Consider the following 23,060-nt stretch of genomic DNA (forward strand, 5'->3'; position numbering starts at 1 on the left):
TCGGTCCAGACATCGGTGCTGCGCCGCACAAGTTCGGGGCGGCACGGCCCCTTCCATCAGGCGGCGTGGCGCCGCGCTGATGCGGCTTGGCGGGGCTTGGGCTTGACCAGCAACGCCAGTTGCGCCGGATTGGCCTTCAACAGCTTGAGCAGATGCCACATGGAAAGGGCCGGCGCGACTTCGCCCTTTTCATATTTCTGAAAGGCGCGGGCGCCGCCGCCAAGCAGTTCACCAGCTTTGCGCTGGCTCAGTTTCAGCGCCTTTCGCACAGCGGTAACCTCAGCGGCGACCTTGGCCTTCAATTCCCGCAACACCGCGTCGGTCACCGCCAGATCCACCATCGAATGCAAACCGTCGCCGTCGTCGCTCGGGTACCACCCGGGCAGCATCACGGTCTTCTCCTCGCCAGCCCAGCGGACCACGACCGGCCTTTCGCCGCGGGTCAAGACCGCGCCGGTTTCCGGATGAATTCTCGTGGCCTGCATGTCACTTCTCCTTGAACGAGGTCAGGACGAATTCCGTCGTCGTTGCAGGGTCGTTTTCATCGACGAATTTGATGTAGATCGTCAATTCGATACTGTTTTGGAAATGATAGACATCCATCCATCTTTTCGGGTCGTTGAACGTATTCACCGACTTGAAGAAATGCTTGGCCGTCAGCTTGCCCAGAACGCCGCTGATGGCAGCCGTATCGAAACTGATATCAAGGCCACCTTTCACGGCGGCCGTTGTCATCTCGACCTTCCCCGCCACAACAGCCGCTTTGAAGGCCGCGAGGCTGTGTGTCGATTTGCGCTTCTCAGCCATTGGCCGCACTCATATTGGCATGTTTATGGTGCCAGTCAATGCACCTGCCTTCCCGCCGCCGATGCCCTATCGCCCGTGCGGTCGGCCGCTGGCAACGACCGCAGTCGCCAGCTCTGCTTGTCTGCTCTACCGCTGCCATCAGGGTTCGTTCCACCTCGCCATTGTCGGGGCGGTCCCGCCTCATTCATCCTGCCGCCGCTCCCCACGACAATCAGGATGATTTCGGCAGCTCAATCCGCGGCGGTTCCAGGAGAGGGCTCTCAAAAAAAGTATTGATTTATATAATTCCCCATTTTTTATACTCTGCTTTGCATAAACAATCTTGGGGGATAATTTATGTGCAATACTCTAAAATGGTCTGCTCCGCTCTTTGTAGTATCACTATCGATTGCTCTGGCCGGCTGTCGGGCGGCTCGGCTGGATCAGGTGAGCGGCGAGACCTCCTGTGGTGAGAATGCAAGTCAGATCAAATCACGGGGCTTCGACTTCTTCGATCCCGCGCCACTGCCCGTGGATTGCGTCGCCAGAGGCTTGGCAGTGGCAGCCGATCAGTACACCAGCGACGTCACCGCAACGCCGCTCGAAAGAAATGAGCATTTCATCAAATGGCAGATACAGGCCTCCAAGAGTTTGGTGATCGGCCAGGATGCGCTCCTAGACTCGGCGGACACCCTCCGCCGCGGCTCGGGCCTGCTCGATATCCCGATCTTGGGCTTGGCGATCGGCTCCCTGGCGACGGTGGCTTTCGGCGGTGAAGGCGCCGTCCCGCTAGCCCTCGCATCGGGCGCCGGCTTTCTCACCGGAGCCCGTACATATCTCGGACCATTGGAACGGGCGGCAATCTACGAGGGCGCGGCAAAAAGATTCCAATGTGCTGAAGTCACGACGGGCGGAATTGCAAACTTTGCCCGCGGCAGCGACATCGACGCCGAAATCCAACAGGCCGAGTACCTCATGGCCGATCTGAAACGGCTGGATAGCAACCCGGCGGCAGATGCCAAATTGCTAAAGACCGCGACGTCCCAGCTTGAGACCGCTCTGGCCGCCGGCCGTGATGTCGTGTTCCGGCTGGACCAAGCGCCTTCCCGGGTATCAATTGAAATCGCCAAGCTGACTACAACGACGAGGGAGGCTGCAATCAGCGGAAGGTTTAACTACCAAGACGTAACCGCGGCGTTCCAGGCACAATTACCCTCGAAGCCGCCTACTGAAACGACAGACGACAGCTCAGGAGATAACGGTGCAAGAAGCCTCATCGCAGGGGCACAGCCTGCTCCAAATGAGACCATCAACGATGCAATCCTGGCGGCCGCGCGCCTCAAGCAGATTTCCGACACACTTAAGGCCGCCCTCGACGCTCTTGAGAAGTGCTGAATACAACCAGTCCCGCCCGCTCGCATGACAGGGGAAGTATCATGTGCCTACGTAACTTTGCCATGGTCGCCCTGGCACTGTTTCCCCTCGCAGCTCAGGCCCAAACACCAGAGCCCTGGACCGTTGATCGCGTCGACCGGAATACTATCGTCGTCCATGGGAACCCGCCAGGATTAGAGAGACTGGACCCGGCTCAGCCCGATGCACTGACGGCCACCAGCGTGGGCGATGCACAGGTTTTCCGTGGCTCCTCCGCCATGATCGACAAGCTCGGCGATACGCTAGCCGGCATTGACTCGCCCGGCCGGATCATTGCCCCTTTAGGCAGTGCGATGCGGGGCAGTTTCCCTGGCAGGTGGCACTGATCGGAACGTCTTACAGGAATCCTGCGGAAGGCGTGTTCTGCGGTGGCGCGTTGATCAGCGATCGGTGGATCCTGACGGCCGCTCACTGCGTCTATGACACTTATCGTCAGCGGCGCCTTGTTCCGGTAACTAGCCTAATGATCGCCGTCGGCCAGCGCCAGTTGGGACGCAATACACCCTTGCTGCCAATCCGCAGGATCATCCCCACAATCGGTGGAAGAAAGAGATCATCCCGCTCGACCATGACATCGCGTTGCTGGAATTGGCATCACCTGTGGTCTTCGACGACCATATTGGCCCGATCCAAATCAGTACGCCGACAACTGACGAGACACTTCTCGCCCCGCAGCAGATCATCCGGGCGGTAGGCTGGGGCATTACGGACGACGGACAGGCCAGCCAGGATCTTTTGTATGCCGATATCGAAGTACAGCCGCTCTCCACCTGCGCTAACCTTGAAGGGTACAAGGGCAAAATATCCATCAACATGGTTTGCGCGGGCGGGGATGATGTCGACACCTGCAACGGTGATAGCGGAGGAGGAGTGTTCAGCGAGGGAACTTATCCCCCACGCTGGTCGGCCTAGTAAGCTTCGGCCTTCCCGGCCATTGTGCCGTCAAGGGGTATCCGGGAGTCTATACCCGGGTTTCGCGCTACGCAGGCTGGATCGAGGAGCACGCACGATAGCGGGGAGCACACTCCCTGCTATCGCTACCGCTCACGCCGCTTCGCGCTTCTTGGCGATGATCGACATGATCTCGGCCGCGGCGGCCGGGATGTTGGTGCCCGGGCCGTAGATCGCGGCGACGCCGGCCTTGTAGAGGAAATCATAGTCCTGGGCCGGGATCACGCCGCCGCAGACCACCAGCACGTCGCCGGCGCCGGCCGCCTTCAGCTCATTGATCAGTTCCGGCACCAGGGTCTTGTGGCCGGCCGCCTGGGACGAGACACCGATGACGTGGACGTCGTTCTCGATCGCGTCGCGCGCCACTTCCGCCGGGGTCTGGAACAGGGCGCCGACGTCGACGTCGAAGCCGATGTCGGCAAAGGCGGTGGCGATCACCTTGGCGCCGCGGTCGTGGCCGTCCTGGCCCATCTTGGCGACCAGCATGCGCGGCCGGCGGCCTTCTTCGCGGGCAAAGGCGGCGACATCCTTGCGGATGCGGTCGAAGCCCTCGTCGCCCTCGTAAGCCGCGCCATAGACGCCGGAGATCGAGCGGATCACCGCGCGGTGACGGGTGAAGACCGCCTCGAGCGCATCGGAAATCTCGCCCACCGTGGCCCGGGCGCGTGCCGCGTCGACCGCCAGGGCCAGCAGGTTGGCCTCGTTGTTCATGGCCCCTGGGTCAGGGCGTCGAGCGTCGCCTGGAGCTTGGCCTCGTCGCGGGTGGCGCGGATCTTGTTCAGCCGTTCGATCTGGGACAGGCGCACGGCGACATTGTCGACATCCAGGATGTCGACCGGGGCCTCGTCGGGCAGGCGGTACTTGTTGACGCCGACCACCACCTCGTCGCCACGGTCGACCGCGGCCTGGCGGCGGGCAGCCGACTCCTCGATGCGCAGCTTGGGCAGGCCGGTTTCCACCGCCTTGGTCATGCCGCCGATCGCCTCGACCTCCTCGATCAGCTTGCGCGCCTCGCGCACCAGATCGGCGGTCAGCGCCTCGACATAGTAGGAGCCGCCCAGCGGATCGACCACGTGGGTGACGCCAGTCTCCTCCGCCAGGATCAACTGGGTGTTGCGGGCGATGCGGGCCGAGAATTCGGTCGGCAGGGCGATCGCCTCGTCGAGCGAATTGGTGTGCAGCGACTGGGTCCCGCCCAGCACCGCCGCCATCGCCTCATAGGCCGTGCGCACCACGTTGTTGTAGGGGTCCTGCTCGGTGAGTGAGACGCCCGAGGTCTGGCAATGGGTGCGCATCATCAGGCTCGAAGGCTTCTTCGGCTTGAACGGCGCCATCAGCTCGGCCCACAGGAAGCGGGCGGCGCGCAGCTTGGCCACTTCCATGAAGAAATTCATGCCGATGGCAAAGAAGAACGACAGGCGGCCGGCGAATTCGTCGATGTCCAGGCCCTTGGACAGGGCGGCGCGGACATATTCCAGGCCGTCGGCCAGGGTATAGGCCAGTTCCTGGACCTGGGTCGCCCCGGCTTCCTGCATGTGATAGCCAGAGATCGAGATCGAGTTGAACTTCGGCATGTTGCGCGACGTGTAGGCGATGATGTCCGCGATGATCCGCATCGAGGGTTCGGGCGGATAGATATAGGTGTTGCGGACCATGAACTCCTTGAGGATGTCGTTCTGGATGGTGCCCGATAGCTTGTCCTGGGAAACCCCCTGCTCCTCGGCCGCCACGATATAATTGGCGAGGCAGGGCAGCACGGCGCCGTTCATGGTCATGGAGACCGACATCTTGTCGAGCGGGATGCCGTCGAACAGGATTTTCATATCCTCGACACTGTCGATCGCGACACCGGCCTTGCCGACGTCGCCGGTGACGCGGGGGTGGTCGCTGTCATAGCCGCGGTGGGTGGCGAGGTCGAAGGCGATGGACAGGCCCATCTGCCCGGCCGCCAGGTTCTTGCGGTAGAAGGCGTTGGAGGCCTCGGCGGTGGAGAAGCCGGCGTATTGCCGAATGGTCCAGGGCCGGTTGGCAAACATCGAGGCGCGCACGCCGCGGGTAAAGGGGCAAAGCCCGGCAGCGTATCGGCGGTTTCCAGGCCCTCGACATCGGCCTGGGTGTAGAGCGGCTTCACAGGGATGCCTTCAGGCGTGTTCCAGGTGAGGCTGTCGGCCTCCTTGCCGCCCAGCTCCTTGGCCGTCAGCGCCTGCCAGTCCTCGAGGCTCCGCTTGGGAAAGTCAACCATCGCCCGCCACCCCTGCCACGTCCGTCTGTCGCAAACATCGAAATCCATTGTCGTAATAGGGTCTCACAAGGCCCCAAGTCAATCGAGCCGCAGTGCGGTATAAGCCGGAACAAATCTGTCCGCAGGGCGCTTTCCCTTTCGGATTTGTCTCTCGTGAGGATGTAGCATGCCGCTTTGCAACAAGACCGGACGTCGCGTCGCCCTGGCCGCCATGGTGGCCACCGGTGCCTGGGGATCGGGTGCCTGGGCCCAGGATGGCACCGGCACAACGCCACCGCCGGCCACCCCGGTGCCGGCCAATGCGGGCTGGGACGCTGCCCCGCGCGATCCCAACGGCACCTTCTCCCTCCAGTGGGAAAACGACATTTTCGCGGGCACCGACCGCTACTACACTAATGGGTTGCAATTGTCGTGGCTGTCCTCGTCGGCGCCGCCGGCAACCCTGGGCGCCGTGGCCGACGCCGCCTCGTACTTCCTGGGTGCCGACTCGCAGATCCGCTGGGGCCTGTCGCTGGGCCAGACGATCTACACCCCCCAGGACACCGACACGCGGATTCCCGATCCCAAGGATCGCCCCTATGCGGCCTTCCTGTTCGGCGCCATGTCGCTGGTGTCCTACAGCGAGAAGGAACTCAACACCATCGAGCTGCAGGTCGGCGTGGTCGGCCCTTCGGCCCTGGGCGAGGAGGTGCAGAACAATGTCCACCGCGTCATCAAGGACGACAACGCCGAAGGCTGGGATTACCAGATCAAGGATGAGCCGGGCATCAACCTGGTGTTCGACCGCAAATGGCGCGCCCAAAGCCTGCTGGTGACCGGCTGGGACCTGGGCGTCGACGTCACCCCCAGCGTGACCGTGTCGCTGGGCAATGTCTCGACCTATGCCGGTGCCGGCGCCATGTTCCGCTTCGGCCAGAACCTGAGCTCGGACTTCGGCGCGCCGCGCATCCGCCCGGCGCTGGCCGGGTCGGGCTTTTACGACAAGCGCGACGGCTTCGGCTGGTACCTGTTCGCGGGTGTCGAAGGCCGGGCCGTGGCGATCGACAAGTTCCTCGACGCCAACAACTATCCCGGCTACGCGCCTGATATCGACAAGAAGATCCTGGTCGGCGACCTCCAGGCCGGCGCCTCGGTCTTCGTCGGCTCGACCCGCCTGACCTACAGCTATGTTCTCCGAACCAAGGAGTTCGAGGGCCAGTCCGGCAATTCCGAATTCGGCTCGGTCAGCCTCTCCTGGAACTTCTGATGAAGGCCAGCCCGACGGTCTACCACCGGATCCAGCCGTTATTGTCTGGATCCGGTCCGTCGATTATTGCGGGATGAAGATCGAAGGATCGGGAAAACAGAATACCCTGACGGCTCCCCAAAGATTCTGAGAACATCCTCTATGGGCGATACGGCTTTTTTGTCTGGAAAATGAAGCAAGAGCTTTGGCGGTCGGGGAGGCCATGAACAGGGCCGCTGCCTGGAGGTTTCCCGGACCTGGGCGCCCGGGCTTCTCACCGTGGGCCCGGTCCTGTTCCAAAGGGTCACGGCCAATCCCGACTTTAGCGCCGCACCTCCCAGGGTGTCATGAAGCTAGAGGTGACATCGGACTTGTAGCGGAAGGCCGTCACTTTGCCGTCTTCGCCAAGGAGGACCTCCAAGGTCCGCCGGGTGAAACTGCCGCCCCCGACCACTTCCCCGGATGCCTGATCGGCATAGCCCCAGTAACTGTAGGACAGCAGCCGGCTGCCCCGGTCCCGGATCATCGGGTAGGTGGCCTCGCCTGTCGGCTGCCCAAACAGGTTGATCAGATCCGACCGTGTCGTGACACCACGCTTCAGTTCCGCCACCCTGTTTTGCGCAAAGCTCGCGGCCAAGCCGGGGGTGCTGGCTTCGTAAGAATACTCAACCAGTACGCCATTCCAAAACGTGAAATAGGCCTTCTTGACGGTCCGCGAACGAATACCGCTGGCATCATGATAGTAGCCGATGCGGCGGTAGGCGCCAGCCACAGGGACGGAATCGAAGGCGGTCTTCACCTCGACAAGCTGCTGCGCGGTCGGTTCTGGCAGGATGCGCTCAGCCCGCGCACCGGGCGTTCCCGTGACTGCAACCACCTGGGTCTCCGTCGTCACATCGAGGGTGAGGCGCGTGGGATCCGGCGGCGCGAAATCCTTGCCCGCCTGGCAGCCGGCCAGGGCGAAAAAGACGACGAGGACAAGGCGCATTCGGTTACCTCGTTGAGGGTGCCTCACCAGGGAAGCTCGTGTTCGTCATCGAAACTTGGAAGCCGCTCGCGCGGGATGTGCGTCGTCTCGACGCGGATTTCGCGCAGCTTTCCGTCCCGATCTATCAGCAGATCGGCGAAGATGGTTGGCATGCTTGAGGCAGGGGCCTGAAGCGGAAGTTCGGTCCGTGCAGGCATCCGGTAGTGCAGGACGCGGAAGCCAGGATCACGGACAGCGGGATAGATGCCCATTCCGGTCGGGGGACCCATAAGAGCGACGATTTCGGCTTCCGTGGTCTTACCCTTGACCACCGATTCAAGGCGAAGGGGATCGAAGGTGATCGCCTCGCCCTTGAAGCTGCTCTGAAATGTGTAATCGATCAGCTTCCCGTCCAGGAAGAGATAGTCGGCCGTCTTCAAGTAAAGGATGCCGAGGGATTCGTACTGGCCTTCGTGCCGGTAACGAAACATCGAGAGCGGGCGGTCCCCGCTCGCGACGTCAAGCGGCGACAGGAACTGGTCGACCGGATAGGCCAGCACGATGCGTTGTATCTTGTCTGCCCGGCCATAGAGCCGGATGACATCCGCCTCGGTCGTCTGACCCAGCACCAGCTCGGCCGGGACAGGCAGGCGAAAATCGAGGGGGTAGACCTCCGCTCGCAGATCGGCCGTACCTAGGCCGACGACAAGGCCCACCACGCCCGACAGCCAACGGATCATGCCTGCCTCCCAACGACCCCGCCAAACGATAACCAGGAATTGTGGCTCAAACGAGCCTCAATCCATGGCGGGACTCCGCACGACCAAAATCGCGTGCGAGCCCCGCGTATTTTGGAGGGGTAATGCGGGGCAGACTTGGCTAGGAATCGGCGCGTAACATGGGGTAGATCGAGATGCTCAAGCTGTTCTATGCCCCAGGCACCTGTGCCCTGGCCTGTCACATCGCGCTTGAAGAGGCCGGCGCCGATTACGAGGCGGTGCGCCTGAACTTCAGGGAAGCCGAGCAGACCAAGCCCGAATACCTGGCGATCAACCCCAAGGGCCGGGTCCCGGCGCTGGTCACTGGCCAGGGCGTGCTGACCGAGAACGTGGCGATCCTGGCCTATATCGCGCAAAGCTTTCCCGCGGCAAAGCTCGCCCCGCTGGACGACCCCTTCGCCTTCGCCCGCATCCAGGCGTTCAACGGCTACCTGGCCTCGACCGTCCACGTGAACCACGCCCACAGGGTGCGCGGCACCCGCTGGGCCGACGACCCCATCGCCATCGCCGATATGAAGCGCAAGGTGCCGGAAACCGTGGGGGCGAGCTTTGCCCTGATCGAGCGGGAAATGTTCAAGGGGCCGTGGGTGATGGGGGAGACCTACACGATCGCCGACCCTTACCTGTTCACGCTCGGCAACTGGATGGAGGGCGACGGGGTCGACCCGGCCAAGACGCCGAAGATCCTGGAACATCGCCAGCGCATGGCCGACCGCCCGGCCGTGCAGAGGGTGGTTGCGGCCGAAAAGGCCTGATTCCACCTCTCGCCGCCATGATTCGGAAGGATCGCCAGCCAGCCTGAAAGCCCTGAGAGACTGTTTCAAAAGCCGTACCTTGCAGAGACGTTGTACGTCCTTCGACAGGCTCAGGATGGGGACAATCTTTGTGGCAAAAAGACTTTCCTCATGGTGAGCCTGTCGAACCACGCAATCTGCTCGGCCGGGTCACCCAACCGCAGACCGAAACGAACCTTTCGAAACAGTCTCTGAGATGCCGGCCCCGGCCGCCGATTATTTCGTCGGAATGAAAAGTGGCATGAACGTGGGGGCGGGGGACGGTTGGGGCGTCAAGGTCTTCACCTCCGACTTCGACTGGAAATCCACCACCTTGCCGTCCGGCCCGATCAGCACCTGCAGGAACGAGATGCTGATGTCGCGCTGGCCGGTATAGAACTGGCTCCGGCCGATCCCGACGAAGCTGTAGCTCAGGAGCTGATTGCCCTTGTCCTTGACCATCGGGTAGATCGCCTGGCCGGACGGTTCCCCGAGCAGCTCGATCACCTGCTGCTTGGTGGTCACCCCACGCCGAAGCGCGGCGATTCGGCTTTCGTCGAATTTGGTCGAGGCACCCTCCATGTCGCTGATGAGGTCGTAGGCGACAAGCCGGTCGTTCCAAAAGATGAAAAACAGATTCTTGTGGCTGGTCCCGCCGAACCCGTCGGATTTCGAATAGTCGTAGTCCAGGCGAACATAGGCTCCTTCGACCGGCATCGAATCGAAGCCCGAACGCGCCGTCGCTACCTGTTCCGGACTGGGCACTGGCGCGATCTGCTGGCGACGTTGTTGAGGGGTACCGAACTGGCCGACGACGCTCTGTTCCGTCGCCACGCCGGGGCTGATCGTCGCCATCGTCGGCCTCGCGAAATCGCGGCCGCTGGAACAGGCCGCAAGCAGGCAGGCGGCCAAAACGAAGAAGACAGCACGCATGGAAGAACCCCTGGATTGTCGTCGAATCATTTGGGTTGCGGGTTGGGCGGCTGACCAGGACCGGCCGGCACCGGCGCAAGCCCTGTCGCGCGATAGTCGACAACGAAGCCGCGGGCGTCGATCAGGACATCCGCCTGCTTGTTTTCGACCGTGGTGTCCCAGACGAAGAAGCCCGTGTCGATACGGTGAAAGCCGTAGTGAAGCACGTGCGTTCCCGGGTCGCGCACAATGGGAAAAATGCCCTTGCCGGCAGGCGGGCCAAGCAGGCTCACCACCTGCGCCTCGATGGTCTGCCCTTTCACGATGTCGGGGATGCGGCTTTCGTCGAAGTCCGATGCGTCGGCGTCAAAACTGCTCATGAACATGTAATCGATGAGGACATTGTCCAGGAACAGCAGGCGCAGGCTCTTTGCCTTCGGGTCACCGCCAAGCATCCTGACCTGTGGCGCATTGTCGAGAGCATAGGTCAGCAGCGCATAGCTGCCCTCGAGCATGACCGGATCGAATGGCGTACCGCCAGCAGGCAGCGCCGTCTCCGTCGCCTTGGGCGTCACCTGGCGGGCGATCCGGGTCGGCTCGCCGAAGCGCTGGCGAACCTCCGCTTCGGTGGTGCGGCCAAGCTGGAGATCGCCCGCACTGGGCGGCGAAAACGGGCGGCCGGACTGACAAGCGCCGAGCAACAGCAAGAGGAACGCAAGGAATATTCTCGACACTCGCAACACGCTTCCCTCTTCCCGCAAACGGGTATTGTCACCGGCACTTCCCTTAAAGCGATAGAACCACATTCCCTCTCGCCGCGTCACCGTTCTTGCGGCGCGCCGCGAAGACCGCGCCCTGATCGTGCCCTGGATGCAACGCCCTCAATGGAGGGAGCAGCGCCCCGGCCGAGCGCAAAGGCCTTGAGATTCCGCCGCGGCCGCCCGATGTTGGGCAGGTTATGTCAGAACGCCCGAGTCATGCTGCCCGCTCGACCACCTCCGTGGTCGCCCAGGGGCGGGTTACGGCCGTTCTGGGCCCCACCAACACCGGCAAGACCCATTTCGCCATCGAGCGGATGCTGGCCCATCGCACCGGCATCATCGGCCTGCCGCTGCGCCTTTTGGCGCGCGAGGTCTATGACCGGGTGGTGCGGCTGAAGGGCGAGGCCGCCGCCGCGCTGATCACCGGCGAGGAAAAGATCATCGGCCGCGAGGCGCGCTATTTCGTGGCGACCGTCGAGGCCATGCCCAAGGACCGGCTGTTCGAGTTCCTGGCGGTCGACGAGATCCAGCTCGCCACCGACCTGGAGCGCGGCCATGTCTTCACCGACCGCCTGCTCCATGCCCGCGGGGTGTCGGAAACCCTGTTTCTAGGCTCGGAGACCATGCGCCCGGTGATCAAGCGCCTGATCCCCGAGGCCACCTTCATCACCAGGCCGCGCCTGTCCACCCTGACCCATGCCGGCTACCGCAAGCTGGCGCGGCTGCCGCGGCGCTCGGCCATCGTCGCCTTCTCGGCCAACGAGGTCTACGCCCTGGCTGAGGCCGTGCGGCGCCAGCGCGGCGGGGCGGCGGTGGTGCTGGGCGCCTTGAGCCCGCGCACCCGCAATGCCCAGGTCGCCATGTTCGAGGCGGGCGAGGTCGACTATCTGGTCGCGACCGACGCCATCGGCATGGGGCTCAACCTCGGCGTCGATCACGTCGCCTTCGCCAGCCTGGACAAGTTCGACGGCAAGCGCCACCGGCCGCTGACGCCGGGCGAGGTGGCCCAGATCGCCGGCCGCGCCGGCCGCCACATGCGCGACGGCACCTTCGGCACCACCGCCGGCACCGAGCAACTGGACCCCGACGTGGTGATCCGGGTCGAGGAGCACCGCTTCGAGCCGGTGCGGCAGTTGCAGTGGCGCTCGTCCGATCTCGATTTCTCCAGCGTCGCGGCCCTGCTCCGCACCCTGGAGCGGATGCCGCCGCTGCCCGGCCTGATGCGGGTGAAGGACGCCGACGACCAGTCGACCCTGAAGGCCCTGGGCACGGACGAGGAACTGGCGCCCCTGGTGGTCGGCCGCGCCCGGGTCGAGTTGCTGTGGCAGGTCTGCCAGATCCCTGATTTCCGCAAGACCATGGCCGATGTCCATGTCCGCCTGCTGGGCCGCATCTTCCGCCACCTGGCCCAGGACGGCCGCCTGCCCCAGGCCTGGGTCGAGGAGCAGTTGAACCGCCTGGACGATACCCAGGGCGATATCGATACCCTGGCGACCAGGCTCGCCTATATCCGCACCTGGACTTTCGTCGCCTATCGCGGCGATTGGCTGGATGCGCCGGAACCAATCCAGGACCAGGCTCGTTCAATCGAGGATCGCCTGTCGGACGCGCTGCACGAGCGGTTGACCCAGCGCTTCGTCGATCGGCGGTCCTCGGCACTGATCCGGAGCCTCGCCGGCGAGGCCGAGTTGTTGGGGGCTGTCGACTCCGCAGGTGACGTGCTGGTCGAAGGGGAGTATGTGGGACGCATGTCTGGACTGAAATTCATCCCCGACCCCGATGCGGAAGGCGTCGACGGGAAGGCAGTGCTGGCGGCCGCGAACCGCGCCCTCGGCCCTGAAGTGACCCGCCGCACCGACGAACTCGAAGCCGCCGGCGACGAGGTCTTCAAGCTCGACCCCGAAGGGCGGATCGTCTGGGATGGAAATGTCCTGGCCCGGCTGGTGCCGGGACGCGACGCCCTGCACCCGCGGGTTCACCTGCTGCCCCATGAACTGCTGGACGGGGCGCAGCGCGACCGCGTGCTGCACCGGCTGGAGCGGTTCGTGGCAACCCGGGTCGAGACCGTGCTGGGCGCCCTGACCAAGCTGCAATCGGCCGAGGAACTGCCCGGCCCCGCCCGCGGCCTGGCCTTCCGCCTGAGCGAAGCCCTGGGCGCCATTCCCCGGCGCGACATTGCCGGCGAACTCGACGCCCTGCCCCAGCCCGCGCGGGCCGAACTGCGCCGCCTGGGCGTCAAATTCGGCAAGCTGACGATCTATCTGCCGGGCCTGCTGAAGCCCGAGGCCACCCAGCTCAAGCTGAGCTTGCGCGCCGTGCTGCTGGGCCAGGGTTCGGTGACCCCGCCGCCGGCGGGCCATGTCGCCTATCTGCTCGACGGCCAGACGCCGGACGAATGGCTGACCGTTGCCGGCTTCCGCCGCTGCGGCGCCAAGGCCATCCGCATCGACATGCTGGAGCGCCTGGACCAGACCCTGCGCGACCGCCAGGGCGAGGATGCGATCACGCCGACCGGCGAATTGACCGGGCTTGTCGGCTGCTCGAACGACGAGTTCGTCGCCGTCATGCGTGCGCTGGGCTATGAGAAGCTGACCCTGGAAGACGGCGCCGTGCGCTACCGTGTGCGCGGCCGCAAGGGTCGCCCACGCCCGGCAGCCAAGCCCGCTGCCGCCCCGACACCGGCCGACGCGGCCGCCCCGCTTGAGGGTGCCGCCCCGCCGGCGGAGGGCGAAGCCGCCCCGAGCGAAACCACGGCGGCCGAGCCGGCGCCGGGCGACGCCGCCCCTGTCGAAACCGCCGGCGAGGTCGATGCCGCCGCTCCCGTTGCCGCGAGCGAGGTCGCGGCCACCGATGTTGCTGCGCCCGCCCCTGCCCCGAGGGCCAGCGCCCGCCGCGCGAGGGCCGTCGCCGCGGCGGCAAGCACAAGCACGGACCCAAGCCGGGTCGGCCCCAGCAGGACGGTGCCCAGCAGCACGAAACCAAGCGGGCCGACGGCGGGCGGCACGAAGGTGGACGGCACGAGGGCGGGCGGCCCGACGGCGGCAACGGCCGGCATGCCGGGCCCAAGCCCCAGCATCAGGGCCAACCGCACCGGGACAACAATCGCCCCCGCCGGCCCGATCCCGCACCGGTGAAGATCGATCCCGATTCGCCCTTCGCGGCCCTGGCCGCCCTGCGCGAAAAACTCGGCCGCTGATGGCTGACGGCGCGGGGCCTTCGCTCCGCCTCGACAAATGGCTGTGGCACGCGCGTTTCGTGAAGACGCGCGGCCTGGGCGCCGATCATGCCGAACGCGGGCGGGTGCGCCTGAACGGCCAGCCGGCCCTGAAGGCCCATCAGGCGATCCGGATCGGCGACGTGCTGACCCTGGGTTTCCTGCCCCAGGTCCGCGTCGTGCGCGTGCTGGGCCTGGGCGTGCGCCGCGGCCCGGCGCCCGAGGCCCAGGGCCTCTACCTCGACATCACCCCGGCAGCAGAACCCCGGGATTCATGATGCCCTTGGGATCGAGCCGGCGCTTGACCGCCTGAAGCGCCGCGACGGCCAGGCCCGGCACCTCGCGGGCATAATGCGCCGCGTGATCGCGCCCCACCGCATGGTGATGGGTGATCGTGCCGCCCAGCTCGATCAGGGCATCGGAGGCCGCCTGCTTCACCACCTGCCATTGGCCGATCAGATCGGCCAGATCCCCACGGCCGAGGCCGTAGAAAGTGAAATAGGGCGCGGCGCCATCGGCATAGACATGGGTCAGGCGGCAGGTCACCTGCCCCGGCCGGCCCGTAACCCTGAGGATTGCGTCGCGCACCCGGGCCTTCACCGTGTCGACAAAATCGTCGAAGCGGTCCCAGGTGATCGCGGTCTCGAACGTGTCGACCATGACCCCGCGGGCGACCAGCACCTCGCGGTAATAGGGCGCCCGCAGGAAGGCGTTGCGCCATGCCCCGGCCGCCCCCTCGCGCTGGCCGCCGGTGCTCGAAGCCTTGGGCGGCGCAAAGCGGCCGCCATGGGCACGGCAGATCTCGAGCGCGCCGGCCATCAGCGCATCGAGCGGGGCACCGGCGCTTTCGAAGCCCAGCACCAGCAGGTCGGCGCTGCCGTCGCCGGCGAAGGTGGCCAACGCTTCGCCGGCATCGATCAGGCGGCAATTAGCCGGCTGGAATCCGGCCTGCACGATCTCCCGGATCGCCTCGGCGCCACGATGGAAACCGTCGAAGGCGATCGAGGTGCCGAGGCGCTGCTTGGGGATATCCTGCAGGCGCATCCAGGCGCTGGCGAGAATGCCGAAAGCCCCTTCCGACCCGGCGACCCAGCGATTGGTGTCGGGGCCGGCGCCCGAGGCCGGCAGGCGCCTGGTCTCGATCCGGCCCGCCGGCGTCACCAGGGTGACGGCCTCGACGAATTCCTCGATATGGGTGGGACCGGTGGCGTAGTGGCCGCCGGAACGCGTCACGATCCAGCCGCCCAGGGTGGAGAATTCGAAGCTCTGGGGAAAATGGCGCAGGGTCAGGCCATGGGGCTTCAGGCCCGCCTCCAGCGCCGGGCCGAACATGCCGCCCTCGATCAGCGCGGCACGGCTGGTGCGGTCGATCTCGCGGATCCTGTCCAGCCGCCCCATGTCGAGGCTGAGTGCTGCGCGGTCGCCGGGCGGTGTAACCCCACCCACCACGCTGGAGCCACCGCCGAACGGGATCAGGGCCACATCCTGCGCCCCGGCCCAGTCCATCAGGGCGGCGATATCGGCCTCGTCACGCGGGAAGGCGACCAGGTCGGGCGCCGTCGTGAAATCGCGCAGGAACGGCTTCACCTGATCGGGGAAGGAACGCCCCAGGGCGTGCACCAGCCGCGCGTGATGATCAGCGGTGACGATGCCGGCCAGCGACGCCGGCACCTGGACCCGCGGCCGGCCCAGCGAGATTTCTTCAGGCGCCGGCGGCGGCACGACGCCCAAGCTGTCGACCCCGAAACGCTGTGCGGCCAGGCCCGCCAGCATCCCGACCTCCGCCTCGCTCGCCCCCTCGTCGGCAAAGCCCCAGCCCCAGAATTTCCGCTGCCGCATCCCGCTCCCCCGTCCTTGACCCGTCATGCGCGGGTCTTGGGCGAAGGATGGCAGGGCCGGGCAAAGGAGGAAACCACCTTGATCGTCATCCCGGCGAAGGCCGGGATCCATTCTGGGCCAGCGCGAGATGTCCCAATGGATTCCGGCCTTCGCCGGAATGACGTTTTGGATTACAGGAGGTCAGATGATCGCGGTGCGGCCGAGCGCCAGGAATTTCTCGCGGCGTTCGCGGCGGATGGTGGCGGCGTCCTTGCCCTTGAATTCGTCGAGCGCGGTCGAGATGGCGTGGCCGACCGAGGCGATCGCCGCCTTGGGGTCGCGCTGGGCACCGCCCAGAGGCTCCGAGACCACGGCGTCGATGACGCCCAGGCGGATCAGGTCCTGGGCCGTGAGTTTCAGGGCCGCGGCGGCGTCCTGGGCCTTTTCGGCCGAGCGCCACAGGATTGAGGCACAGCCTTCGGGCGAGATCACCGAATAGACCGCGTGTTCGAGCATCAGCACGCGGTTGGCCGTGGCCAGCGCGACCGCGCCGCCCGAGCCGCCCTCGCCCACGATCACCGCGACATTGGGCACACCCACGCGCAGGCATTGCTCGGTCGAGCGGGCGATGGCTTCCGACTGGCCGCGCGCCTCGGCCTCGACGCCGGGAAAGGCGCCCGGGGTGTCGATCAGGGTGATGACGGCCATGCCGAAGCGGTCGGCCAGGTCCATCAGGCGGATCGCCTTGCGGTAGCCCTCGGGCTTGGCCATGCCGAAGTTGTGGCGCAGGCGGCCTTCGGTGTCCGAGCCCTTTTCATGGCCGATGACCACCACGGGGCGGCCGCGGAAGCGGCCCATGCCGCCCAGGATCGCCTTGTCGTCGCCGAAGGCCCGGTCGCCCGCCAGCGGCACGAAATCCTCGATCAGCATGCGGACATAATCGTTGAAGCGCGGGCGCGACTGATGCCGCGCCACCTGGGTCTTCTGCCAGGCGGAAAGCTTGCCGTAGGTCTGGCGCAGCAGCAGGTCGGCCTTCACCTCGAGCCGAGCGACATCCTCGGCGATCGAAATGCCCTGCGTCGCCGGCATGGCCTGCAGTTCCTTGATCTTCGCCTCGAGTTCCGCAATCGGCTTCTCGAAGTCGAGGAACGTAACCATTGACCGACCTCTTCCCTTGCCCCACCAGCCCCCTGAACCGGGCTCTGCCTACTTGTTGGCGATACGATCCGCCTGGGTGACCAGTGCCTGCGCCTGGCGGATCGACGCGAGATCGATCAGCTTGCCGTCCAGCGACACCGCGCCCTTGCCCTCGGCCTGGGCCTGGGCCATGGCTTCGAGGATGCGCCGCGCCTTGGTAACTTCCTTTTCAGGCGGCGTGAAGACCTCATTCGCAACCGGGATCTGCTTGGGATGGATGGCCCACTTGCCTTCGCAGCCCAGAACGGCGGCGCGCAAGGCCTGGGCGCGGTAGCCGTCCGAGTCGGAATAGTCGCCGAAGGGGCCGTCGATCGGGCGCAGGCCGTTGGCGCGGGCCGCCACCACCATGCGGGCGATGGCGTAGTGCCACATGTCGCCCCAGTGGCGGAAGCGCTCGCCCGCCTCGTCCGGGTCGGTCAGCACGGCATAGCCCGGGTTGGGGCCGCCGATCTGGGTGGTCTGCGCCCGGGTCGAGGCGGCATAGTCGGCAACACCGAAATGCAGCGACTCGTTGCGCTTGGAAGCGGCCGCGATCTCGTGGATGTTCTGCATGCCGAGCGCGGTTTCGATGATGTGCTCCAGGCCGATCTTCTTCTTGCGGCCGATCGCCGCCTCGATCTGGGTCAGCATCATGTCGACGGCATAGACGTCCGACGCGGTGCCGACCTTGGGGATCATGATCAGGTCCAGGCGCTCGCCGCCCCGCTCGACCACTTCCACGATGTCCTTGTAGGCATAGTGGGTGTCGAGGCCGTTGATGCGCACGGCGATGGTCTTGTCGCCCCAGTCCACGTCGTGCAGGGCCTGGATGATGTTCTCGCGCGCCTTGGGCTTGTCGTCGGGGGCGACCGCATCCTCGAGGTCGAGGAAAATCACGTCGGCGGCCGATTTCGCCGCCTTTTCGAACATGTGCGTGCTCGAGCCGGGGACGGCGAGTTCACAGCGGTTCAGGCGGGCGGGGGCTTGTTCGACGATCTTGAAGCTCATCAGGCGTCTCCGGTGGCGGCGCGCGACCCTAGAAAGCAGTGCCGAGCTTGTCAACGCGCGCCGCGGGCTCAATTTGTGCGGCGCGGCAATTTTGCCATCGGATGGTGCCGGTTGACGAGGGTCCTGAGCTTCTCGTCGAGCACATGGGTGTAAATTTCCGTGGTCGAGATGTCGGCATGGCCCAAAAGCGTCTGGACCACACGCAAATCCGCCCCGTGGGCCAGCAGGTGGCTGGCAAAGGCATGGCGCAGGACGTGGGGCGAGACCCGCTCGGGCTCGATCCCCGCCTCGATGGCCAGGGCCTTCATGCCCTGCGCGAAGTGCTGGCGGGTCATGTGGCCGGTGGCGGTGCCGGCCGGAAACAGCCATTTCGCCTGTTTGGGCAGCAAGGCGGCGGGGCGCACCTCCAGCCAGCGGCTGAGTGCTGCCCGGGCCGGCTGCGACAGCGGCACCAGGCGCTCCCGCCCGCCCTTGCCCCGCACCAGGGCGAAGCGGGGATCGTGCGCGAGGGCTGCCAGCGGCAGGCCGACCAGTTCGCTCACCCGCAGGCCGGTGGCATAAAGCATTTCGACCAGGGCCAGTTGGCGCAGGGCGCGGCGCTGGCGCGACAGGCCGGCGGCCGTCTCGATGCCCTTGACCGCCGCCTGCAGCAAGGCCTCGACCTCCTCCTCGCTCAGGTACTTGGGCAGCCGGCGGCCGCGGCGCGGCGCCTCGATCCGGCTGGTGGGATCGTCGGTGCGCACGCCGTCGGCCAGCACGAAGCGATGAAACTGGCGCAGGGCCGACAGCCGCCGCGCCGCCGTGGCGGGCTTCAGGCCCCGGCCCTCGACACTGGCGAAATAGGCTTCGACATCCTCAGGCGCCGCTTGCCCCAAGGTGCGCCCCTGGCGGACAAGGAAGCCGGCATAGTCGGCCAGGTCCCGGCGGTAGCTGGCGATGGTATTGGCGGCGGCGTTGCGTTCCGCCGTCATCATTTCGAGGAAAGTCTCGATCAGGCTGTCGGCCTCGCCCAGCGATGGCGCGGCCTTGGGCGGCCGGCCGCGACGGCGTGCCGGCGTGCTCACAGGCCGGCCGCGAGCGCGGCCTCGATGGCGAGCGCCGTCGCTTCGCCGTCCAGGCCGACCCGGCGCAGGCTGGTCACCGCGACATTCAGTTCCGCCGGCCCGACGGCCGACAGCGGCCGGTCGCCCAGGATGACCAGGACGATGGCAATGGCCTCGCCGCGCCGGCTGGACAGGATCATGTCCTCAAGCTGCCGGCTGACCCCTTCGGGTACCTTGGCGCTGCCGTCATAGCCCGCGCGCCCGGCATCGGCCAGCTTGGCCGGGACAGGCAGGTTGAGGCCGTCGAGCAGGGCCGCGGCGATGGCCAGCCGGCGCGCGCCGGCCGCCCCGCCGCTGGTCGCCTCGATGAAGCCGTCGACCCCGCCGGGCGGCGGCTTGCCGCCGCTGCCGCTGAGAATCGCCTGATGGAGCCAGAGCAGGGTAACCGCCTTGGCGGGCCGACCGCCCGCGGCCTGGCCCAGGCGCATGATCTGGGCCAGGGCGGCGGCCTCGTCGCCGGCCCACAGGGCGGCCCGGGCCAGGGCCGCCCCGATGGGCGGCGGCAGCGACTGGCCGGCAACATCGGTGATGGCCTGGGCCTCGACCCGGGCCAGGGTGCCGGACAGTTCCTCGCCCGCGCCGGCCTCGATCAGGGTGGCCACGGCCTGGGCGCGCACCGCCGGGCCCGAGGCCTCGACCACCGCCCGGTGCAACGAGGCCCGCCGCAGCGACGGCGCCAGGCCCGCCACCGCGCCCGTCGGCGTCGGCCCGGTCGAGTAGAGTTCGGCCAAGGTGAACGCCGGCACGATACCCACCGCCTCGCCCCGTTCGGCGGCGGCAAGCCGATCTTCCAGCGGCCCGGTCGCGCGAGCCAGCAAGGCCAAGTTGAGCGGCGCCATCGCCTTGTAGCCGTCAGCGGTCAGGGCGATGCCCTGCGCCTCGGCCGCCCACAGGCTCAGCGTGTCGGCGGCATCGACCACGGCGGCCGGCGGCCGTTGCCCGCCGGTCAGGCCGGCGATCAATTGCCCGAAGCCCTCGGGGACGTTGCCGCGTTCCCGCGCCAGTTCCAGCGCGATCTGGGCCCCGGCCGAATCGCCGTTGGTCGCCCGGCACAGGGCCACGGCGCGCAGCACGTCGACCTGCCGGCCGGCCTCGCCGTCCAGGCGGTCCAGGCCGGCGGTGCACAGGCGCTGACGGTCGGACAGGGCGGCGAGACCGTCGACCACGGCACTCAGCGCGTCGATCGGCAGCTTGGCCAGGCCGGCTTGCGCCAGCGCACCCAGCGCCTCGGCCTCGCCGGCCTTGGCCAGGCGCTGGACCGATTCGGCGCGCACCGACGAAAACGGCATCTCGACGGTCAACAGACGGCGCGTCAGATCACGGGCCACCGTGCTGCGCGCCGGGGCCGGCAGGCGCGGCACCAATTGCTCGACCAGGGCCTTGTCGGCGTTCAGCCACAGGGTGCGGCCGAAAACCTCCCCGCCCGGAACGACGGGCAGCGGCAGCGGCTCGGTCATTGCCGCCACCGCAGGCGGATCGAGGGGCACCATCTCGATGGCACCGGGCAAGGCGGCACCGCGCGGATCGGTGCCGTAGAGCGGCGTGCCCAGCGCCCCGGGCTGGCCGCCCGGGCGGCTGATGCTGGGCGTGGGATCGATCATGCCGGGCGGGGTCAGTTCGATCGGCCCGCCGGCGATGGGCATCGGCACGTCCGGGATCGGCACCGGCGGCTGGCCGGCCGGCGAGGCCGGGTCCAGCACCGGCGGCAGCAGGCTCAGCGGCCCGGCGGCAGGCGGCGACTGGGCCTGTGCCGCAAAAGGCAGTAGCGCGACGGCGGTGGTCGCGAGAAGGCGACGGAGGGGGTGGCCCCTACTCCGGGAACCGGTCATTGGGCAGAACCTGTTCCACCCGCTCCCGCTGAATGGGAGGATCGAAGGTCGCGAGGTAGATCGCGCCACCCACCACAGCGGCGAGCACGACCCCGGTCAAGATGATGATCAATTTCGGCATGGCGCGAGAATATGTATGGCCCTGGGCAGGATTATGGCGGGGTGCGGATCGTTCGCGTCGCTGTTGCGCCGCGCGAATCCATCGCCCCGCCGACAAGATGCAGGCACTCTAGGAGCCGCGCCTGCGCATCACAAGGGCCTGGGCCCATAAGGGCACGGCTTGAAAGATCGGCGCCCACGGGGCACATTCCGCGCCGTGGACGACGATCTTCAATTCAACGATGCCCCTCACCCGGCACCCCCGCCCTTCCCCCTCGACCGCACCGTCGTGCTGGTCGGCCTGATGGGCGCCGGCAAGAGTTCGATCGGCCGGCGGCTGGCGCAGCGCCTGCACGTGCCCTTCATCGATGCCGACACCGAAATCGAGGCCGCCGCCGGCTGCTCCATCGACGAGATCTTCGAACGCCACGGCGAAGCCGCCTTCCGCGACGGCGAGCGCCGGGTCATCGCCCGCCTGCTGGCCGACCATTCGCCCCATATCCTGGCGACCGGCGGCGGCGCCTTCATGGACCCCGAGACCCGCACCGCGATCAAGGCCGCCGCCACCTCGATCTGGCTGCGCGCCGATCTCGATGTCCTGCTGAAGCGGGTGAAGAAACGCAACAACCGCCCGCTCCTGAAACGCGGCGATCCGCGCGAGATCCTCGAGCGGCTGATCTCCTCGCGCTATCCCGTCTATGCCCAGGCGGACCTGACCGTCGAGAGCCTGGACGGGCCCCACGAGCAGGTGGTCGAGGCCGTGATCGAGAAGATCGCATCGCTGCGCCGCGGCACACCGGGAACCCCATCATGAGCGAGACTGTCCGCGTTCCTGTCGCCCTGGGCGAGCGCGCCTACGACATCTTCATCGGCGCCGGCGTGGTCGAGCGGCTGGGCGCCGGGGTGCGCGAGCTGTTTCCGCGCGGCCGGGCCCTGATCGTCACCGACGAGCATGTCGCCCCGCTGCATCTGGCCAAGGCCCAGGCCAGCCTCGACGGTGCCGGCGTGCGCCACCAGGCCATCGTCCTGCCGGCCGGCGAGGGCAGCAAGTCCTTCGCCATGCTGGAACGGCTGATGGCGCATCTGCTCGATGCCCGGATCGAGCGGCGCGACGCCGTCGTGGCGCTGGGCGGCGGTGTGATCGGTGACCTGGCGGGTTTCGCCGCGTCGATCGCCAAGCGCGGCGTCGATTTCGTGCAGGTGCCGACCACCATGCTGGCCCAGGTCGACAGTTCGGTGGGCGGCAAGACCGGCATCAACACCAGCCACGGCAAGAACCTGGTCGGTGCCTTCCACCAGCCGCGCCTGGTGCTGGCCGACATCGCCCTGCTCGAAACCCTGCCCCGGCGCGAATTGCTGGCCGGCTATGCCGAGGTGGTGAAGTACGGCCTGCTGGGCGACGCCGATTTCTTCGACTGGCTGGAAGTGCACGGCCCCGCCCTGGTCGACGGCGACCGGCCCGCGCGCATCGAGGCGGTGCGCCGCTCGGTCGTGGCCAAGGCCCGCATCGTCGCCGCCGACGAGCGCGAGACCGGCGAGCGAGCCCTGCTGAACCTGGGCCACACCTTCGGCCACGCGCTGGAAGCGGCGACCGGCTTCGGCCCGCGCCTGCTGCACGGCGAAGGCGTTGCCATCGGCATGCGCCTGGCCTTCGACCTCTCGGTGCGGCTGGGCCTGTGCCCGGGCCAGGATGCCGTGCGGGCGCGCCGCCACATGGCCGCCGTCGGCCTGCCCACCGCCCCGGCCGATATCGAAGGCGCCGCCGGCCTGGGCCCGGCTCTGGCACCGGCGGCCCTGATCGGCCACATGGCGCAGGACAAGAAGGTGCTGGACGGCAAGCTGACCTTCATCCTGGCCCGCGGCATCGGTGATGCCTTCATCACCCAGGACGTGCCGATCGAGGCTGTAGATGCCGTCCTGAAGGCGGCCTGAGGCGTTGTCGCGCTGCCTTGTAAGGCTGCGGCGGGCGCGTTAGGATTTGTC

20 protein-coding genes and 3 pseudogenes are annotated in these 23,060 nt (G+C 66.8%); 10 read left to right on the top strand and 13 right to left on the bottom strand.

Translation table 11 applies throughout. The annotated features are described in order from the left end of the window. Window positions 1-56: 56 nt before the first annotated feature. Both D3874_RS14785 and D3874_RS14790 read right to left on the bottom strand, forming a co-directional pair. Complete coding sequence (locus D3874_RS14785) at window positions 57-485, bottom strand: type II TA system antitoxin MqsA family protein (RefSeq protein WP_119778764.1); 429 nt, start codon at window positions 483-485, stop codon at window positions 57-59. 1 nt (window position 486) lies between these two features. Further along, a complete protein-coding gene (locus tag D3874_RS14790; protein ID WP_119778765.1) occupies window positions 487-807 on the bottom strand; it encodes a type II toxin-antitoxin system MqsR family toxin in 321 nt (106 codons plus the stop codon). 426 nt (window positions 808-1,233) lie between these two features. Between D3874_RS14790 and D3874_RS14795 the strand changes: the two genes are divergently transcribed. The 4 genes and pseudogenes from D3874_RS14795 (at window position 1,234) to D3874_RS32035 (ending at window position 3,233) form a co-directional block, all read left to right on the top strand. Then, complete coding sequence (locus D3874_RS14795; protein ID WP_147385675.1) at window positions 1,234-2,181, top strand: hypothetical protein; 948 nt, start codon at window positions 1,234-1,236, stop codon at window positions 2,179-2,181. Between the two features lie 334 nt (window positions 2,182-2,515). Further along, window positions 2,516-2,704 (top strand): annotated as a pseudogene (locus tag D3874_RS32030) (trypsin-like serine protease); the annotation flags it as partial. 56 nt (window positions 2,705-2,760) lie between these two features. Then, window positions 2,761-3,132: pseudogene (locus D3874_RS14810) on the top strand (trypsin-like serine protease); the annotation flags it as partial. Continuing rightward, window positions 3,120-3,233, top strand: a complete 114-nt coding sequence (locus tag D3874_RS32035; RefSeq protein WP_119782308.1) for a trypsin-like serine protease — start codon at window positions 3,120-3,122, stop codon at window positions 3,231-3,233. The pseudogene D3874_RS14810 and the gene D3874_RS32035, both read left to right, overlap by 13 nt. A 31-nt stretch (window positions 3,234-3,264) precedes the next feature. Here the strand turns inward: D3874_RS32035 and D3874_RS32470 are convergent, their stop codons facing one another. Next, window positions 3,265-3,882 carry a cobalamin-dependent protein gene (locus D3874_RS32470; RefSeq protein ID WP_456306418.1) on the bottom strand — a complete coding sequence of 206 codons (618 nt, stop codon included), beginning with the start codon at window positions 3,880-3,882 and terminating at the stop codon, window positions 3,265-3,267. Further along, window positions 3,879-5,243 (bottom strand): annotated as a pseudogene (gene scpA / locus D3874_RS32475) (methylmalonyl-CoA mutase); the annotation flags it as partial. The gene D3874_RS32470 and the pseudogene scpA, both read right to left, overlap by 4 nt. Before the next feature lie 336 nt (window positions 5,244-5,579). Between scpA and D3874_RS14825 the strand changes: the two are divergent. Beyond that, on the top strand, window positions 5,580-6,659 hold the full coding sequence (locus D3874_RS14825) for a lipid A deacylase LpxR family protein (RefSeq protein ID WP_119778770.1): 1,080 nt from the start codon (window positions 5,580-5,582) through the stop codon (window positions 6,657-6,659). A 301-nt stretch (window positions 6,660-6,960) separates the two neighbouring features. Here D3874_RS14825 and D3874_RS14830 read toward each other — a convergent pair whose 3' ends face one another. Together D3874_RS14830 and D3874_RS14835 are read right to left on the bottom strand one after the other, a co-directional pair. Continuing rightward, window positions 6,961-7,626, bottom strand: a complete 666-nt coding sequence (locus D3874_RS14830) for a hypothetical protein (protein ID WP_119778771.1) — start codon at window positions 7,624-7,626, stop codon at window positions 6,961-6,963. A gap of 23 nt (window positions 7,627-7,649) precedes the next feature. Then, the gene (locus tag D3874_RS14835; protein WP_119778772.1) at window positions 7,650-8,345 is read right to left on the bottom strand and encodes a hypothetical protein; all 696 of its coding nucleotides are present in this window, start codon (window positions 8,343-8,345) and stop codon (window positions 7,650-7,652) included. A 173-nt stretch (window positions 8,346-8,518) separates the two neighbouring features. On the opposite strand from D3874_RS14835, the gene D3874_RS14840 reads away from it, so the two are divergent. Next, a complete protein-coding gene (locus D3874_RS14840) occupies window positions 8,519-9,139 on the top strand; it encodes a glutathione S-transferase family protein (RefSeq protein WP_119778773.1) in 621 nt (206 codons plus the stop codon). Between the two features lie 255 nt (window positions 9,140-9,394). On the opposite strand, the gene D3874_RS14845 is transcribed toward D3874_RS14840, so the two are convergent. Next, the gene (locus tag D3874_RS14845; RefSeq protein ID WP_119778774.1) at window positions 9,395-10,090 is read right to left on the bottom strand and encodes a hypothetical protein; all 696 of its coding nucleotides are present in this window, start codon (window positions 10,088-10,090) and stop codon (window positions 9,395-9,397) included. Window positions 10,091-10,116: 26 nt separating this feature from the next. Then, window positions 10,117-10,875 (bottom strand): hypothetical protein, encoded by a 759-nt coding sequence (locus tag D3874_RS14850; protein WP_147385676.1) that lies wholly within the window; start codon window positions 10,873-10,875, stop codon window positions 10,117-10,119. A 152-nt stretch (window positions 10,876-11,027) separates the two neighbouring features. Here D3874_RS14850 and D3874_RS14855 point away from each other — a divergent pair, with 152 nt between their 5' ends. After that, window positions 11,028-13,964: a helicase-related protein gene (locus D3874_RS14855; RefSeq protein ID WP_119778776.1), complete on the top strand. Its 2,937-nt coding sequence runs from the start codon at window positions 11,028-11,030 to the stop codon at window positions 13,962-13,964. A 61-nt stretch (window positions 13,965-14,025) separates the two neighbouring features. Next, on the top strand, window positions 14,026-14,322 hold the full coding sequence (locus tag D3874_RS14860; RefSeq protein WP_119778777.1) for an RNA-binding S4 domain-containing protein: 297 nt from the start codon (window positions 14,026-14,028) through the stop codon (window positions 14,320-14,322). On the opposite strand, the gene D3874_RS14865 is transcribed toward D3874_RS14860, so the two are convergent. The 5 genes from D3874_RS14865 to D3874_RS14885 form a co-directional block, all read right to left on the bottom strand. After that, window positions 14,291-15,883: an FAD-binding oxidoreductase gene (locus tag D3874_RS14865; RefSeq protein ID WP_119778778.1), complete on the bottom strand. Its 1,593-nt coding sequence runs from the start codon at window positions 15,881-15,883 to the stop codon at window positions 14,291-14,293. The genes D3874_RS14860 and D3874_RS14865 overlap by 32 nt on opposite strands. A 180-nt stretch (window positions 15,884-16,063) precedes the next feature. Continuing rightward, window positions 16,064-17,020, bottom strand: coding sequence for an acetyl-CoA carboxylase carboxyltransferase subunit alpha (locus D3874_RS14870; RefSeq protein ID WP_119778779.1), 957 nt, complete (start codon window positions 17,018-17,020; stop codon window positions 16,064-16,066). 48 nt (window positions 17,021-17,068) lie between these two features. Further along, window positions 17,069-18,046, bottom strand: a complete 978-nt coding sequence (locus D3874_RS14875) for an HpcH/HpaI aldolase/citrate lyase family protein (RefSeq protein ID WP_119778780.1) — start codon at window positions 18,044-18,046, stop codon at window positions 17,069-17,071. A 68-nt stretch (window positions 18,047-18,114) separates the two neighbouring features. Then, window positions 18,115-19,059 carry a site-specific tyrosine recombinase XerD gene (locus D3874_RS14880; RefSeq protein ID WP_456306449.1) on the bottom strand — a complete coding sequence of 315 codons (945 nt, stop codon included), beginning with the start codon at window positions 19,057-19,059 and terminating at the stop codon, window positions 18,115-18,117. Window positions 19,060-19,106: 47 nt separating this feature from the next. Continuing rightward, the gene (locus D3874_RS14885; RefSeq protein WP_119778781.1) at window positions 19,107-20,978 is read right to left on the bottom strand and encodes a hypothetical protein; all 1,872 of its coding nucleotides are present in this window, start codon (window positions 20,976-20,978) and stop codon (window positions 19,107-19,109) included. A gap of 316 nt (window positions 20,979-21,294) precedes the next feature. On the opposite strand from D3874_RS14885, the gene D3874_RS14890 reads away from it, so the two are divergent. Together D3874_RS14890 and aroB are read left to right on the top strand one after the other, a co-directional pair. Next, complete coding sequence (locus tag D3874_RS14890) at window positions 21,295-21,891, top strand: shikimate kinase (protein WP_274380587.1); 597 nt, start codon at window positions 21,295-21,297, stop codon at window positions 21,889-21,891. Then, a complete protein-coding gene (gene aroB, locus D3874_RS14895; protein ID WP_119778782.1) occupies window positions 21,888-23,009 on the top strand; it encodes a 3-dehydroquinate synthase in 1,122 nt (373 codons plus the stop codon). The genes D3874_RS14890 and aroB overlap by 4 nt, the downstream gene beginning before the upstream one ends. The last annotated feature ends 51 nt before the right edge of the window (window positions 23,010-23,060 follow it).

This window comes from Oleomonas cavernae, from assembly GCF_003590945.1.
Taxonomy (GTDB): Bacteria; Pseudomonadota; Alphaproteobacteria; order Zavarziniales; family Zavarziniaceae; genus Zavarzinia; species Zavarzinia cavernae.